Origin of the sequence: Ruoffia halotolerans (genome assembly GCF_014049385.1) — a bacterium.
GTDB classification, from domain to species: domain Bacteria; phylum Bacillota; class Bacilli; order Lactobacillales; family Aerococcaceae; genus Ruoffia; species Ruoffia halotolerans.
Window position 1 is genome coordinate 14,486 of record NZ_JACAOA010000015.1, and the last position, 13,078, is coordinate 27,563.

Consider the following 13,078-nt stretch of genomic DNA (forward strand, 5'->3'; position numbering starts at 1 on the left):
CTTCCAATTCTAATCTTTAATTACTACGTATACTGCCTCAACTTGATGACTATTCTCTAACTGTTCTAATGCATTTGCACTCATATCTTCAGTAATGATAACTAATACATCTTCATCAGCTATAACTTTATAATTTACATCTAATTTAACTTCTGTTTGCCCTTTTGCAAAGCGAATAAAGTATGACGCTGCTTCTCCAGCCAAGTCAATATTTGCATCTTCTTCAACAATTAAGTTTCCCACAAAGCCAAATTTAGCAATATTCATCACATCTGAAACTACGGCTGAAGCTGTCTCTAAACTTCCTGCACCTGGTCCGTAGAACATTGTTTCACCAAATGCATTTCCGTTGACATAAACCGCGTTTGCTGCGTCATTTACTGTTGCAAGTTGATGATTATTTGGTAGTAATACAGGTTCAACACTGATTTGAACTTTCTCACCATGATATTCACTCTTACCTAATAATTTCATTGTCAGCCCGTCAGCTTGAGCGTATTCTAAATCTTGTACGCTCACTTGACTGATCCCTCTAACTGGAATATCTTCAACATTTAAGTTTTGTTTGTAAGCGATACGAGATAGTAAGGCAATCTTACGTCTTGCATCCAAACCTTCCACATCATTGGTTGGATCTTTTTCAGCATACCCTTTTTCTTGGGCATCTTTTAATGCTTTATCGTAAGACCAAGCGTCTTGTGTCATCTTTGTCAGAATATAATTTGTCGTTCCGTTTAAGATCCCCAATACGCGATTGATTTTATTCGCTTGTAAACCATACGTTAACGCATTAATAATGGGAATCCCACCGGCACAACTTGCTTCGTAACCTAATTGCGCTTTATTTTCATCGCCAATTTTGGCTAATTCTTTAATATGAACTGCTAACATATCTTTATTTGCACTGACAACATGTATCCCTTTTGATAAGAATTTTTGGTGAAGACCAAAGGTAAAATCAATCCCACCCATCACTTCAACAACTAATTCTACATCACTATTCAATATATCATCGATATTTTCTGTAACTATCACATTTTGAAAATCCGCGTCATGCTGGTTAGTAATTGTTTTAGCAAACACATGTGAAACTTCAATCGGTTCATTGGTAAACTGTTGGATCTCCATTTGATTCTCTTGAATCACTTTAATAACTCCACTTCCAACTGTACCCATACCTAAGATTGCAATCTTCATATTTAAATTCTCCTTAATTTATATTAGAGATACATTAAAATTTCCCTCATGCATATTTTACAACAGGTGGTATGAATTTGCCAATAAATAATGTATTATTATAATCAGATTAAAAAAGAGGAGTAATAATACATGAAAGTTGCAAAATTCGGCGGAAGTTCACTAAGTTCCGCATCTCAAATCATTAAAGTAGCAAATATTATTAGAAATGATTCAAACATTCGCTTTGTCGTCGTAAGCGCCCCAGGTAAACGTAATGATTCGGATATTAAAATAACCGACTTACTCATTGCCCTTCATACGAATCATTCAATCGGCATATCGACGACAAGTATCGAAAATCAAATTATAGATAGATACCAACAAATTGCTGTAGAACTTGATATTAATGTAGCGATTGTTAAAGAATTCCAAGCACAATTACATGATTTACTTCAAACAATTACGAATTCAGACAGATTACTCGATGCTTTAAAATCATGCGGTGAAGACTTTAATGCGCAACTAATCAGCCAATACTTTAACAAAATCGGATTAGAAGCAGAATATAAATCACCAGAAGCTATGGGAATCTTTGTGACCGATGAACCCGGTAATGCCCAACTTCTTAAAGAATCTTATGCCAAAATCGCTACACATAAGGACAGTGAGAAAGTTCTTGTGATTCCAGGCTTCTTTGGTGTATCCAAGCAAAGAAATATCGTAACTTTCTCACGTGGAGGTTCAGATATTACGGGTGCGATTATTGCACGTGGGGTTGAAGCAGACATCTATGAGAACTATACGGATCAATCACATATTTACTCAGCTCATCCAGGCATCGTAAAAAATCCACATGCGATTAATGAAATTACTTATCGAGAAATGCGAGAGCTTGCTTATTCTGGTTTTGGTATTTTCCATGATGAGGCATTAACACCTTTATATGAAGTTCGTATTCCAATTCAGATAAAAAACACTAATGCTCCTGAAATTGTAGGGACAAAAATTGTTGTCGACCGCGGAGAGGTTAAAAAATATCCAGTGATTGGCGTGAGCGGAGACGAAGGATTTATTTCTGTCACTATTAAACGCTACTTACTTAACCGAGAAGTTGGTTATACACGTCGTCTATTACAAATTTTTGAAGACCATGATATTAACGTTGAACATATTCCAACGGGAATTGATGATATCTCAGTTGTTATGCGCGCAAATCAATTTGAACATAATAATAAACTTGAAGAACTGCTTGAAGATATTGAACAACAATTTGAGCCAGAATGGATTCATGTTGAGAAAGACTTAGCTATTATTGCGATCGTTGGTGAAGGAATGCGTGATACGATTGGTATTGCAAACAAAGCAACAGCTGCCTTTGCAGATAGTAATATTAGTTTACGAATGATTAACCAAGGAGCTTCTGAGATTAGTATGTTCTTCGCTATTCCAAGTAAGGACCTTAAAAAAGCTCTAAATAATCTTTACCAAAACTACTTTGAAAAATAATTCATACAAAAATGAACCTGAACGATGACTAGGCTTTCCTAGTCAAAATCAGGTTCATTTTTTACTTACTATATTAAGATATTATAAGGGTCATAAACAATTTCGATATTTGAATGGGCGATATCACTCTCTAATAGAATATGACGTACTTCATTTTTAATTTTTTCATGCGTTTGGACTGAATCAGATGCTGTACTAATTGTCATAGACATCATATGCGCTTCGCCGTCTAAAGACCATAAATGGAAGTGCGATAAGCCATTGATATTATCGATGTTTTGAATTTCTTCCCGTAGTTTTTTACTATCTATATTATCTGGCACGGCTTGTAGGAACAGTCTCACCACTTTCATAAATTCTGGAAAGGTCTTATAAAGTATAAAGAGCGCAATCCCAATTGATAGTAACGGATCTAAAAAATACCAATCGGTAAAGTGTAACACAACACTCACTACTAATACTCCTACCCAACCTAAGACATCCTCAAGTAAATGAAGCGACAAGATTGATTCATTTTGCGATGAACCTTTACTAATAATCCAAGCAGAAACCCCGTTCGCAGCAATTGCAAAAATCCCCAATAAGAGCATCCCTCGATAATTTACAGGTTCTGGATTCAATAGTTTTTCACCGGAGTGAATGATCATCACTGCCGACCCTATCATCAGGACAACACTTGTGATCAGAGCTCCTAAAAGCGAGTAACGTTTATACCCATAAGAAAAAGTCGAGTCTGAGCCTTTTAAAGAAATCTTTTGGAAAAACCAAGCGAGCCCGATAGATAAGGCATCTCCAAAGTCATGCACAGCATCTGCTAATATAGATGCACTATTAAATATAAAGCCAAAGATTGCTTCTAGTAAACTAAAGACAATATTAATTCCAAAGACGATCATCATATTGCGCGCCGCTTGACTCCCACTCGTAAAGTCCACATCATGACTATGGTCATGGCTATGTTCTTGTGAATGATGATGTTCATGCTCATGAAATTCGCGTGACTTTAAGCCTACTTTTTCATAGCTGAGTAATCTTTGTAAATTTTCATAACAAGCAATATCTTCGACTTCAATTTCTAATTCCTCTTCATTAAGATGTATATGTTCTTTATTAGGTAATTGCTTAATTTTATTAAATAATTTCTTAGCGTGATCTTGATTACGAATGCCAATGAGTTGATATTTCATAATAACTGCCACCTTTCATATGAATTTATTTTCATATATTTATTATAAAGTGTATCCGTACATTTTTCAAGTAATATCAGTATCATAGATATAAATATATAGGGTAATGCTCATGTCATTACCCCATCTTGAAATGTTCTTTAATTTTATTCTCTTACTTGCCCATTTCCTTCGACTGTGTATTTATAACTTGTTAATGCTTCAAGTCCCATTGGCCCTCTAGCATGTAGTTTTTGAGTACTAATACCCATCTCACCACCAAAACCAAACACTTCACCATCTGTAAATCGCGTGGATGCATTGACATACACAACAGCAGAATCAATATCTTTTAGGAAAGCTTGAGCTGTTGAGTAATCTTCAGTTATCACGGCGTCTGAATGCCCCGTAGAGTAGGTTTCAATATGTTGGACGGCATCATCATAATCAGTTGCAACTTTGACTGCGATAATGCTATCAAGGAACTCTGTAGCATAATCTTCTTCCGTTGCTGCTCCAATTGTTGAAACAATCGCTCTCGCTTTCTCATCTCCACGAACTTCAACTTGATATTCTTTTAAAGCTTCAACAAATTCCGGTAAAGCTGTCTTAGCTATGGCTTCATCGATGACTAAAGATTCTAGGGCATTACATACAGAATTTCTTTGTGTCTTACCGTTAATTAAAATGTTGCGTGCTTTTTCAATATCAGCTGCTTCATGAATATATAAGTGGCAGTTCCCTACACCCGTTTCAATGACTGGTACCGTCGCTTGTCGCATAACAGTATTGATTAAACCTGCACCACCACGAGGAATTAAACAATTAACATAGTCGTTTAATCGCATAAATTGACTCGCAAGTTCACGTGATGGATTCGTAATAAGTTGAACAGACTCCGTTGAAAGTTTAGTTTCTTCTAAAGCTTTTTGTAGAACATTCACAATTGCTTGATTACTCTCTAAGGCTTCTTTTCCACCTCTTAAGATAACTGCGTTACCGGCCTTAATACATAAACCTGTCGCATCCACCGTAACGTTGGGACGAGATTCGTAAATAATACCAATAACACCTAATGGAACACGTTGACGAGAAATTTTCAAACCATCTCGGTTTATCCATTGTTTCTCAGTCACTAAGGTTGGATCGGGTAAGGCTGCCATTTGACGAAGGCCATTCGCCATTGCTTCTACTCTTTTTTCTGTCAATGTCAATCTTTCTAGCAAAGCATCTGTAAGTCCTTTTTCTTTTCCAAGTTCAAGGTCTTTTTGATTTGCAGTAATAATTGCACCTTGATTCGCCACTACTGCATCAGCCATTTTTAAAAGAGCTTCATTCTTCTCTGTTTCTGTAACATGGCGCAAGATTTTTGCTGCTGCTTTTGCATTTTTACCTAATTCAATTAATTTAGCATTCCATTGTTCAGTCATTATTAATTCTCCTTATTCTATTTATTACTTAAATAAAGTACCAATAACATCTCCTTCCAGTATTCTTAAGATAGATACCGGATCTTCACCACTTGTTATAATCATGGCTTGCTTTTGATTGAGTATTTTTTCGGCCGCTTTAAGTTTCGTAGCCATGCCACCTGTCGCAAAGGCTGAGCCTTTACCGCTTGCCATTAACTCAATTTCATCAGTAATTTCCGCAACGTGTTCGATTAATGTAGCATCTGGATTCTCTTTAGGATTTGAATCATATAAACCATTCACATCACTCATTATTATGAGTAAATCCGCTTCACTCACACCTGCAACGATGGCAGAAAGTGTGTCATTATCACCAAATTTTGTTTGATGATTTAACTCATCATCAGCAATCGCATCATTCTCATTAATGATTGGAACAATTTTCTGCTTCAACAATGTATTCATTGTTCGCTTAACGTTGTTGTATGAGGTTTCAAACGTCACAACATCACGAGTCAATAGTATTTGAGCTGTAGCTCGGTTGTAGTATTGGAAGAAACGACTATAGTGCCCCATTAGAATACTTTGTCCAATAGCAGCCAAAGCTTGTTGTTCCTCAATCGTTTGGGGGTATTCAGTTAAATTTAAATGACTTGCCCCTACACCAACAGCTCCAGAAGTCACAATAATAACTTCTTTTCCTTCTTGGATTAATGTTGAACACACAAAAGCTAATCGATCTAACTTCTTATAATCAATTTGGTTTCCTTCAAGCATAATAGAATTTGTTCCTATCTTAATCACAATTCGCTTATAATCTTTCATAAAATCTCGACTCATACGGTACCTCTATTCTAATCACTCTCATCTAATTATAACAAATATCATGGTGAATTAATACCAATCTATTGAATTCATTCAAGTTCTTGTTTGATTTCCTCTAATAAGGCCTGACATCCTGCATAAACCTGAGTATAGGTTGTCTCAAAATCCCCTGTATAGTAAGGGTCTGCGATATCTTCATCACTGCCAGTAAAAGAAAGTAACTTCTTCGTTTGCCCTTCTGCTTGGCCATCTGTAAATTTTTGGATATTTCGCATATTACTTTCATCCATTCCAATAATGTAAGTCGCTTGTTTTATATCATCTTTGTTTAGTGGTCGTGAGTACATACCATCAACTGAAATACCTTCTTGAGCCAATCGTCTTCGAGTACCCGAGTGTGTGGCATTCCCTTCTTCCCACGAACTCGTTCCGGCAGAGTCTACTGTAACTTTGTCAGTCAGTCCTTCTTCTTGAATCATCTTTCTAAAGACCGCTTCTGCCATCGGTGAACGGCAAATATTTCCTAAACAAACAAATAATACGTGAATCATGCATATCCCTCCTTAAAGTTATGTCTAAACTCACAAAACTGGGGCAATTGCCCAATAATTTAGCGCATCATCTATCATTATCTGTGCTTCATTCCCTTGAATACTAAACATTTTGTCTGGTGCATCATTCGGATCATTCAGATAGACTAATCCATCTTGATAGCCTCGCATTAACATCACATGGCCACCTTGAGTAAATGTACCTGGTCCAACTGATACGACAACTAAGTAACCCTTGTCTAATAGATTCACCGCTGAGTAGAAATCATTACCTACATCCACAACTTCATAACCAAAATCTTGCCCAAAAGCTGAATAAATAGACCAAGACGTTCCTTGATTTGTCATATAGTATTCGTCTCCAGCCCAACGTGTAATTTCTTCAGGTCTGACTTTTGTGTTAGTAAAGTAACTATCTATCATTGCTAAGACAACTACAGCACAACCATTTTCCCAAATTGTTTGTGAACCATCTGTACCATAATGTTTGTCCGCCCATCTTGGATCATTTTGGTTTAAATATGGCACATTATGCTGTCCAACATATTGAATATCAATATAATTCGCAGGCTCTTCAGGGATAAAGACGTGCCCTAATTGTTGTAGGTCAACATCCGTTGCTTCTATATCCTCTACAATCTGGGCTTGATTTTCAATTAAATAGTTTTCATTAGCTTGAGCCATTGTATAGTATGGTTGGTAATTAGTTTTGGCATCTTCGGTAATATAAATAAAAGCTAACATACTTATTCCAATGAAAATTATAAGTGCAAATAAGATTAAGACTAATTTTCCCGTATCAAAAGATTTCGCCTGTCTGTTCGTTTTCCTTGCCATTATTACCTCCATCGGTTTATTTGTTTCTAATATATCAATACTAATAATTGCGGGCATCAGCATATGGTCTGATATTTAGAAAAAGCTGTAGGAATTGCTTTGAACAATTCTTACAGCTTTAAACCTACTATCTATTGTTTAGCTAAATAAATAATTATATTGCATATCTTCACGTATCGCTTCACCGTCACCGCCAAGTAAATCAACTAAAGTATAACCAAATTCAAGGGCTACCCCCGCACCTCGTGCAGTGACGATATTGCCATCTACCACTACGACAGCTTCTTTTTGATCAAAACCACTTGTCAGTTGATCTTCAAATCCTGGGAAGTGAGTAAATTTCTTACCGTCTAAGAGATTTGCCTTTTCTAATACAATGGGTGCCGCACAAATTGCTGCAATCTGTTGTTGGTCTTGATTGGCTTGTTGAAGCGACTTGATAACAAGTTCGTTGTCACGTAAATTTTTCGCCCCTGGCATCCCACCTGGTAGCATAATTAAATCATAACCTTTTAAAGGCTCTTCCAGAATGTGATCCGCTTTAATAATGATATTATGCGCTCCCGTTACTTCTTCTGTTAATCCATAAATATCAACTTCAAATTTGGCTCGGCGTAAAATATCTATCGGTGCAACTGCCTCAACTTCTTCGAAACCATTAGCTAAAATTACTGCAACTTTCTTCATTTATAACGCCTCCTATGTTAATTATTATAAAATAATTCAAAGACTTAATCTAATTATCTACTCAATTTAGTATTCTAATTCAGTTTGACCAAGAGCTAATGTCTTAGTATTCGGGATCAGACGCATTACATTCTCATCTCGCCCTTGGACTACAAAATTCGCATCTTCGCTTTGATACTGCTTCTTTGCAATCTGTTTCAAGTCTTTAGTCTTATCTTGATTTAAACAATTAAAGATCACATTTAACGATACATCTTTTAATTCTGTCATCATATGATAATCCCCCATACTGTCACCAAATAAAGCGATAGGTTGGCGGTTCTCATGCTTAGGGGCAATTAAATTCGTTATCGCCTCTATCTTACCGTCTTTTTTCGTAATCGGCGCCCCAGCAGTCATATAAGCTTCGATCTTGCCTTCAGCGTCTAAATCATAATTCATTCCAATGACTTGCTCTTTTGGCACTTTAAATTGATATTCACTTGCTGCTGTTCTGACAACATCAACCGGACTCGCACTCACGACATAAGTCACAATACCATTCGCTTGAAAGGCCTCATATAAGGCAATTAATTCTTCTGGAAAGATCAAACCGCTTTGGAATGCACTACTGATTTGACCTGCTTTACCTAAAAACTCTTTAGGTGTTGAATAAATATGTTTCTCAGCTTTTTTATTCGTTGCTTCTTTTAGCATATCTTTTGTTAAGATTGTTAACTCTTCAGGAGTGTAGCCTTTAAACCAATAAGTGAGCCAAGGTTTGCCTGATTGACGAGTAAATTTACCATTCACATTGACATAATAGAAGCGAAGTTTTGCTTGGAAAGCTTTGTATTGACCTGTTTCTTTGATAGCTTCTAAACTAAGTCGTTCGTCCTTATCTTTATTAATGTAGTGCTCCCACAGCCAAGTGTAGCTTTGAATAATATCTATCGCTAACTTTCTTGGGGTAGTATGTTCAAGTGCCTCATCTAAGTTAGTATCCATATCAAATATGTCAGTGATAATTATTTGTTCAAACTCTTCGGGAGTCATTTTATATAATAAGTGATCTAGCATGTAGATCATTAAATTATCTTCTACATCGCCAATGATACTTGTATTATCAAAGTCAAAAACAACATAGGGTTTCGTTTGAAAATTTGATGATTCACTTGTTTTAAATTGGTCAATTAACTGGTTTAATCTTTTGTATACAAATGGTTCCCATTGATGTTCTTGAAAGTAATATGTCATATTCTACTTTACCCCTTTTGATATTTTCTTTACCTTTAAAGCTAGCCTCTTTGAAAAATAACGATACCGATAATCATTATTATCATACCAAAGACTTTGCCGGATGTTAATTCAATCATTTCTACGTTAAACCAACCATTCGTATTAATGATGAGCGCAATTAATAATTGTGCAACCATTAATATCATGAAGGAATAAACGGGTCCTAAACTCATCATTCCCTGTGCAGCAACGTATACAATTAATACACCAAAGATACCACTTAAGTAATACATCTTGTTTACTGAAAGTAACTCTTCCACACTACCGTCTCGAACAAACATAACAATTAACAAACCTGCTAAAAATCCAACTCCGTGAACAACGGTTGTCATTGTCCAAGAACCCGTCTTAGCGCTAATATTCGTATTAAAGATACTTTGTAAAGCAATTAAGCTTCCCGCAAATAATGAATAAAATATACCTTGAATCATCAGTCGACCTCCATATTGAATTTCTTACATCATAACCAATTTTCAAGCTAATTGATATAAAAACCCGTTTATTCACATTACTAGTGAATCGCTTCCAAGTATCATATAATAATAATAATAATTGAATACATACTTACCAATTCTATTAGGAGGTTAAACAAATGATACAATTACAACATAAGAATACGCTATTGTTTATCGGTGATAGCATTACGGATGCTGGGCGTGGTGAATACTTCGGTGCGAATTTAGGGCAAGGTTATGTCAATATGATTGCCGGACAGTTATATCGTCAATATATTCCCCTTCAATTAAATATCTTAAATCAAGGGGTTGGTGGTGATAAATTGACCGATTTAGTCACTCGTTGGCAAGTAGATTGTCTTGATTTAAACCCAGATATCGTCACTATCCAAATTGGAATTAATGATATATGGTATCGTTTATCTGCTGGCATTCCCTATACAGAAACAATTCTAGAACAATATAAAGAGAATTATCGATATTTATTAAAGACATTGACTCAACGAGAGGTTCAAATTATCTTAGTCGAGCCTTATGTATTACCATATCCTGAGGACCGCTTAGAGTGGCGTCCCTTTGTCGATACAATGAAAAAAGTAATTGCAGACTTAGCCGAAGAATACGACGCAACGTTAGTGAAGTTAGACGACGTCTTAAACCAAGCTGGAGAAAACTTAGGTTACGAGACAATAACTGGAGCTGATGGGGTTCACCCAACCAGTTTAGGCCATGCCTTTATCGCAGATCAATGGTTAAGACATACTGGTTTATAAAATCCAAAACACCCGTTAAAGAGGACGAAAATCACTGCCTCATTAACGGGTGTTTTTATATCAGTTTGCGTCATTAACTTTCAGTTGCTTCTTCTTGTCCTAATGTCCACTCATTGACACGTAGATTTAATTCCGCAATGAACATATCTGCATATAAATCATCACTTACCATAACAACTAAAGAATAAATCGGTTCATCGTCTTGATAGAAAATACCACTATCATTTAACATATTCTCATAACGACCATACTTTGTCGCCATGTCATTAACAAATAATGAGAATAATTGTTTTGGTGATGTCTGCATCATTAAATCACGAACATGAGCGTAAGTATCGTCAGTCGCAATTTTTTTTAGAGACAAGTTCATCATGTAAGCTGAACCGTAATTATCATAGTAATAAACTTCTGGTACTTCATAAAAATCAACAAAGTCTAAAAGGCCAGTTCGGAAACTTCCAAAGTTATTTACGTAGTAATAATAAAGAATTAACGAAGCTGTATTATCAGAGTAGACAATGGCTTGATATGCCAAATCATCTAAACGATAATAAGCTTGTTTAGGATTTGCGGTAATCTCGCCTGCCCCATCTTGGTAATATTCTTCACTATATGGTAATTCTGAATCCCAAGTTAAGTAGCCTTGGTTAATTAAGTCAATAAACATCGCAACCATCGGCACTTTATACATACTTGCGACAATAAATTGCTCATCTTCATTTAAATAATACGCATCATCCGTTTGTAAATTTGTATAAGCTAAACCAATTTGTGACGCATCCAAACCATATTTGGCTAATAATTCATATACAATATCTTCTAAAGATTCATAATCAGAATATACTAATGGCTCCATCTCTAAATTTTCCATCGTTTCATAATCATATACATCGCTCACTTCTGATTCGTCTTTTTCTTCTGTAGCTTCTGATTCTGAAACTTCTGAACTCATCGCCTCTTCGGCTTGAATTACAGGTAATGTGATTTGTGTCATTAATAATGCACTCATCATCCACAAAATTATATTTAGTTTGTTTTTCATTTTCATCTGTTATTTCCTTTCTATAGACAACAAGTTTATTATATCAGTCTACTCAGAAAAAAACATCGAAAATTGTATGACTCATTCATTTATTTATTAAGTATTTTTATTCAGAAATATTATGGATCAATCCTTCAAATAAAGGAATATCTTTATAGATGATCCCGTAAGCAAAGGGGCGGTCCACTTTTAATTCAATCGGTTCTTCTTCAACCGGCGCCATCGTTGTTTCAATATTTATTTCTGTGACTGCCGCTGCACTTGTTCCTTCTTCATCCAGAACAAGTTCAACGCGTTGATGAATTTGACTCAAAGCAGTTTCTTCTTGAGTAGTGAAAAAGTCGGTCTCACCCAAGTCTTCTTTAAAATTACTTAAGTCGAAAGCATCTAACGAGTTCGTTAAATCAAAGGAACCACTACTTTCAAATTTCGGTAAAGTTAAAGCGATTGTCTTGTTATTAATTTCTTCCTCTTGTTCTAATACCGATTGATACGCTTCCCACATGCTTTCATCATCTGCCGCTTCATCAGGAATCACGATTAATAAGTTTGCTTGGTTACGATACGGAAGTAAGATAGCTTGGAAGCCGTCTCCTTCTAAGTAAGGAATACTTTCTTCCAAATGCATCATTGGAACAACTGTTTCATCATCGCGACCGTAAAAAGTTTCATCTGTATTTAAGTCTTCGTTAAACACATTTAACCAATTGCTCTTGAAATACAGTAAATTCATCATGACTAATTGTAAATAATCATTGGCTGTCATCTCAGCGATACGTGCTACACTATAATACGGATCAATCAGACCTTCCGTTAATTCAGCAATATCTTCATTCAATGACTCATAGGTCGAAACATCTTTAAAATCTACACTACTTGCTTCAGTCGCTAAATCTTTTGTATCTTCTATATAAGTCGAATTCCATTCTAAATCTTCCCGACCTAAAAGATACGTTTTCGTATCAAAGATTGGTTCATCACCTTCGGTCGCTTCCCTTATAAAACTTGCCATCGAGGCAACATACTCATCTCGGTCCATCCCCTCTGGAATCAGAACTTCACTGAGTTGTTCTTTTTCTGATCCGGTTAAACCTGGTTCTAAGGTGAGTAAGGCTAAGTAATACGATAAGGGTGAGTAAAGCGCATTCTCTTCCACTTCCTCTGATACTAAGGGTCTAAGTTCCTGGGAAAAGTCTTGAATTTGTTGGGCTAAATCCTCTTCAAAAGCCATTTCATCCGCTTCGCTTGCTGAGACTAAACTCGGTATCAATGTTGAAACCGCGAACATTATTGCTATTAAATATTTACTTAATTGAGATGTTTTCTTAAATAATTTAAACATATCAAGTTCCTTTCATAATTTGTAC

13 protein-coding genes are annotated in these 13,078 nt (G+C 35.8%); 2 read left to right on the forward strand and 11 right to left on the reverse strand.

Going from position 1 to position 13,078, the window contains the following annotated elements:
• Positions 1-9: 9 nt before the first annotated feature.
• Entirely contained in the window at positions 10-1,197 is a 1,188-nt protein-coding gene (locus tag HW423_RS06565; RefSeq protein ID WP_218931141.1) for a homoserine dehydrogenase, read from the reverse strand.
• A 132-nt stretch (positions 1,198-1,329) separates the two neighbouring features.
• Here HW423_RS06565 and HW423_RS06570 point away from each other — a divergent pair, with 132 nt between their 5' ends.
• Complete coding sequence (locus HW423_RS06570) at positions 1,330-2,685, forward strand: aspartate kinase (protein ID WP_218931142.1); 1,356 nt, start codon at positions 1,330-1,332, stop codon at positions 2,683-2,685.
• Positions 2,686-2,753: 68 nt separating this feature from the next.
• On the opposite strand, the gene HW423_RS06575 is transcribed toward HW423_RS06570, so the two are convergent.
• The 8 genes from HW423_RS06575 to HW423_RS06610 form a co-directional block, all read right to left on the reverse strand.
• Positions 2,754-3,872 (reverse strand): cation diffusion facilitator family transporter, encoded by a 1,119-nt coding sequence (locus tag HW423_RS06575; RefSeq protein ID WP_218931143.1) that lies wholly within the window; start codon positions 3,870-3,872, stop codon positions 2,754-2,756.
• 146 nt (positions 3,873-4,018) lie between these two features.
• Positions 4,019-5,281: a glutamate-5-semialdehyde dehydrogenase gene (locus HW423_RS06580; RefSeq protein ID WP_218931144.1), complete on the reverse strand. Its 1,263-nt coding sequence runs from the start codon at positions 5,279-5,281 to the stop codon at positions 4,019-4,021.
• Between the two features lie 24 nt (positions 5,282-5,305).
• The gene (gene proB, locus HW423_RS06585) at positions 5,306-6,103 is read right to left on the reverse strand and encodes a glutamate 5-kinase (protein ID WP_218931145.1); all 798 of its coding nucleotides are present in this window, start codon (positions 6,101-6,103) and stop codon (positions 5,306-5,308) included.
• 74 nt (positions 6,104-6,177) lie between these two features.
• Positions 6,178-6,639, reverse strand: coding sequence for a low molecular weight protein-tyrosine-phosphatase (locus HW423_RS06590; protein ID WP_235956361.1), 462 nt, complete (start codon positions 6,637-6,639; stop codon positions 6,178-6,180).
• 30 nt (positions 6,640-6,669) lie between these two features.
• A complete protein-coding gene (locus tag HW423_RS06595; RefSeq protein ID WP_218931146.1) occupies positions 6,670-7,476 on the reverse strand; it encodes a C39 family peptidase in 807 nt (268 codons plus the stop codon).
• 138 nt (positions 7,477-7,614) lie between these two features.
• Positions 7,615-8,163 carry a DJ-1 family glyoxalase III gene (locus tag HW423_RS06600; protein WP_218931147.1) on the reverse strand — a complete coding sequence of 183 codons (549 nt, stop codon included), beginning with the start codon at positions 8,161-8,163 and terminating at the stop codon, positions 7,615-7,617.
• 66 nt (positions 8,164-8,229) lie between these two features.
• Entirely contained in the window at positions 8,230-9,399 is a 1,170-nt protein-coding gene (locus HW423_RS06605; RefSeq protein ID WP_218931148.1) for a haloacid dehalogenase-like hydrolase, read from the reverse strand.
• A gap of 41 nt (positions 9,400-9,440) precedes the next feature.
• Positions 9,441-9,872, reverse strand: a complete 432-nt coding sequence (locus HW423_RS06610; RefSeq protein WP_218931149.1) for a DMT family transporter — start codon at positions 9,870-9,872, stop codon at positions 9,441-9,443.
• A 161-nt stretch (positions 9,873-10,033) separates the two neighbouring features.
• Between HW423_RS06610 and HW423_RS06615 the strand changes: the two genes are divergently transcribed.
• Positions 10,034-10,669, forward strand: a complete 636-nt coding sequence (locus HW423_RS06615; RefSeq protein WP_218931150.1) for an SGNH/GDSL hydrolase family protein — start codon at positions 10,034-10,036, stop codon at positions 10,667-10,669.
• A 73-nt stretch (positions 10,670-10,742) separates the two neighbouring features.
• On the opposite strand, the gene HW423_RS06620 is transcribed toward HW423_RS06615, so the two are convergent.
• Positions 10,743-11,663, reverse strand: a complete 921-nt coding sequence (locus HW423_RS06620) for a serine hydrolase (protein ID WP_218931151.1) — start codon at positions 11,661-11,663, stop codon at positions 10,743-10,745.
• 154 nt (positions 11,664-11,817) lie between these two features.
• The gene (locus HW423_RS06625) at positions 11,818-13,053 is read right to left on the reverse strand and encodes a serpin family protein (RefSeq protein WP_218931152.1); all 1,236 of its coding nucleotides are present in this window, start codon (positions 13,051-13,053) and stop codon (positions 11,818-11,820) included.
• Positions 13,054-13,078 lie beyond the last annotated feature (25 nt).

What these genes read in the sequence shown, in the direction of transcription:
- HW423_RS06565 (WP_218931141.1), bottom strand. Translation starts at nt 1,197, where the DNA reads ATGAAGATTGCAATCTTAGGTATGGGTACAGTTGGAAGTGGAGTTATT.
- HW423_RS06570 (WP_218931142.1), top strand. Translation starts at nt 1,330, where the DNA reads ATGAAAGTTGCAAAATTCGGCGGAAGTTCACTAAGTTCCGCATCTCAA.
- HW423_RS06575 (WP_218931143.1), bottom strand. Translation starts at nt 3,872, where the DNA reads ATGAAATATCAACTCATTGGCATTCGTAATCAAGATCACGCTAAGAAA.
- HW423_RS06580 (WP_218931144.1), bottom strand. Translation starts at nt 5,281, where the DNA reads ATGACTGAACAATGGAATGCTAAATTAATTGAATTAGGTAAAAATGCA.
- proB (WP_218931145.1), bottom strand. Translation starts at nt 6,103, where the DNA reads ATGAGTCGAGATTTTATGAAAGATTATAAGCGAATTGTGATTAAGATA.
- HW423_RS06590 (WP_235956361.1), bottom strand. Translation starts at nt 6,639, where the DNA reads ATGATTCACGTATTATTTGTTTGTTTAGGAAATATTTGCCGTTCACCG.
- HW423_RS06595 (WP_218931146.1), bottom strand. Translation starts at nt 7,476, where the DNA reads ATGGCAAGGAAAACGAACAGACAGGCGAAATCTTTTGATACGGGAAAA.
- HW423_RS06600 (WP_218931147.1), bottom strand. Translation starts at nt 8,163, where the DNA reads ATGAAGAAAGTTGCAGTAATTTTAGCTAATGGTTTCGAAGAAGTTGAG.
- HW423_RS06605 (WP_218931148.1), bottom strand. Translation starts at nt 9,399, where the DNA reads ATGACATATTACTTTCAAGAACATCAATGGGAACCATTTGTATACAAA.
- HW423_RS06610 (WP_218931149.1), bottom strand. Translation starts at nt 9,872, where the DNA reads ATGATTCAAGGTATATTTTATTCATTATTTGCGGGAAGCTTAATTGCT.
- HW423_RS06615 (WP_218931150.1), top strand. Translation starts at nt 10,034, where the DNA reads ATGATACAATTACAACATAAGAATACGCTATTGTTTATCGGTGATAGC.
- HW423_RS06620 (WP_218931151.1), bottom strand. Translation starts at nt 11,663, where the DNA reads ATGACACAAATCACATTACCTGTAATTCAAGCCGAAGAGGCGATGAGT.
- HW423_RS06625 (WP_218931152.1), bottom strand. Translation starts at nt 13,053, where the DNA reads ATGTTTAAATTATTTAAGAAAACATCTCAATTAAGTAAATATTTAATA.